This window comes from Chitinimonas sp., from assembly GCF_041904975.1.
Classification (GTDB): Bacteria; Pseudomonadota; Gammaproteobacteria; order Burkholderiales; family Chitinimonadaceae; genus Chitinimonas.
Genome location: NZ_JAYRLZ010000435.1, coordinates 1 through 2,091, shown reverse-complemented (window position 1 = coordinate 2,091; position 2,091 = coordinate 1). Strand labels below are relative to the sequence as shown.

The window sequence follows — 2,091 nt, the reverse complement described above, 5'->3', positions numbered from 1 at the left end:
GGCCAGGCGCGGCAGGCTGAAGCTGCCGTCGTCGGCCACCGCTATGGTTTCATCGATCTTGTCGCCATAAACCGAGAGCCGCAGGCCGGACATTTCACTAGCTGCCTTGAGCCCGACCAGATGGAATCGCAAGGTCGCAGCGGGTGCGAGGGCGTGGTGTTGCTCGAACGCGTCAAGACCCTTGACCATATGCCCATAGGGTTTGAGCAAGGGATCGCGGCCACCCTCAACCTGTATGGCTTCCGGCACTTCGGCTGGCGCGGGTGCTGGCTCGCCGTCGGCCAGGCTGCTTACCGCCAGCAGCGTACACATTCCCCATAGAACAAAACGCATGGTCAGGCTCCACCCGAAAAGCCCATCAGTCCATATATGCCGGAATTGGTTCCGGTCCGGCGCTGGCTATACTCGACGCTCCCTTAACGACAGGAGCACCCCCATGATTGGCTATGCAACCCTTGGCAGCAATGATCTGGCGCGCGCGGCCGCTTTTTACGACACGCTGCTGGCCGATATCGGCGCCCGGCGCCTGTGGGAATTCGAGCGGGGCATCTGCTGGGGCACCAGCGACAGTGCGCCGGCCTTAGCGGTGATGAAGCCCTATGATGGCCAGCCCGCCACCGTTGGCAATGGCACCATGATCGGTCTGGTGGTCGATCAGCGTGCGCTGGTGGACAAGGTGCACGCCCATGCGCTGGCACTGGGCGGCAAGGACGAGGGCGGGCCGGGCCTGCGCGGCGAGGAATTCTACGGCGCCTATTTCCGCGATCTGGATGGCAACAAACTGGTCTGCTTCACCATGGCCAAGTAAGCGCGCAACCAGAGCAAGTCATCGAAATGCAAAAGCGGGCCGAATGGCCCGCTTTGCTTTCGCATACTGCCCGGCAAGGCTCAGATGCGTTCCATCAGCTTCACATCCCAGCTTTCCACCAGGCCATCCACGGCTTGGCCGTAGGCTGCCAGATGCGCCGATTGCATATGCTTGGCATGCAGTTCGCGGCTGGCCCAGGTTTCGTAAAACACGAATACATTGCTGCGGTCGATATCGCGGTGCAGATCGTACTGGATGAAACCCTCTTCCTTGCGGGTGGGGGCAATCAGCGCCTGCAGGGCGGCTTCGACGGCTTGGGCGGCTTCTGGCTTGGCAACGATGGTGGCGACGACAGTGAGGGCTTTCATGGTGTGGCTCCGTTGTGTTGTGTGGACAGAACGAACTGTACGCCTGCCGCATTGGTATGATTAGCCTGTCTATTCTGGAATGACTGTCTGCCGGGGCGAACAATGCAGCTTAAACTCGATCAGATGGCGATCTTTGCCCAAGTGTGTGAAGCCGGCAGCTTTACCGCAGCAGCCGCACTGCTGCATCTGCCCAAGTCCACGGTCAGCCAGCGGGTCGCCGAGCTGGAGGACGCGCTGGGCATTCGCCTGCTGCAACGCAGTACCCGGCGCCTGAGCCTGACCGAAGCCGGGCAAATCTACCTCGGCCATTGCAAGATGATGCTGGACGCCGCCAATGCGGCCGATGCTGCCGTATCGCGCCTGCGCGACTCGCCCAGTGGCAGCCTGCGCCTTACCGTGCCGGAAGCCACCGGAATCTGCCTGATGCCCGATTTGCTGTGCGCATTCCGCCTGCGCTATCCGCAAGTCACCGTGCACTGCGAAGTCAGCGATGCGCGGCTTGATCTGTTGGGCGAGCGCATCGACTTGGCATTCCGTACCGGCAAGCTCGATGATTCAAGCTATGTATCACGCCGCATCGGCCAGGTGCGCCGGGTGCTGGTCGCCTCGCCCGGCTATCTGGCACTGCGCGGCACGCCCGCGTCCAGCGCTGATTTGCTTGCCCACAACTGCCTGGTACATAGCGCCGCCACTCAGTGGCGCCTGCAGACCGGGCCGGTCAGCGAAACCATCACCCCCGCTGGTGGCTTCAGCAGCAACAGCCTGCTGTCACTGCTGAATATCGCCTTGCGCGACGGCGGCATCGCCATGCTGCCCGCCTTCCTGTGCCGCACCCAGCTGGCGAGCGGCAGCTTGCGCGAGGTATTGCCTGAACAGGCGCCGGCGATGGGCGACTACTACGCGATCTACCCCAGC

The 2,091-nt window shown here is 62.5% G+C and carries 3 protein-coding genes and 1 pseudogene; 2 read left to right on the top strand and 2 right to left on the bottom strand.

Annotation, left to right across the window (positions count from 1 at the left end):
• Positions 1–333: pseudogene (locus ACE3OH_RS21885) on the bottom strand (hypothetical protein); the annotation flags it as partial.
• 103 nt (positions 334–436) lie between these two features.
• Between ACE3OH_RS21885 and ACE3OH_RS21880 the strand changes: the two are divergent.
• Positions 437–808, top strand: coding sequence for a VOC family protein (locus ACE3OH_RS21880; RefSeq protein ID WP_374358301.1), 372 nt, complete (start codon positions 437–439; stop codon positions 806–808).
• A gap of 80 nt (positions 809–888) precedes the next feature.
• Here the strand turns inward: ACE3OH_RS21880 and ACE3OH_RS21875 are convergent, their stop codons facing one another.
• Complete coding sequence (locus tag ACE3OH_RS21875) at positions 889–1,176, bottom strand: putative quinol monooxygenase (protein ID WP_374358298.1); 288 nt, start codon at positions 1,174–1,176, stop codon at positions 889–891.
• A gap of 102 nt (positions 1,177–1,278) precedes the next feature.
• On the opposite strand from ACE3OH_RS21875, the gene ACE3OH_RS21870 reads away from it, so the two are divergent.
• Positions 1,279–2,091 (top strand): LysR substrate-binding domain-containing protein (locus ACE3OH_RS21870; RefSeq protein ID WP_374358296.1); only part of this gene is annotated, 813 nt, incomplete at its 3' end.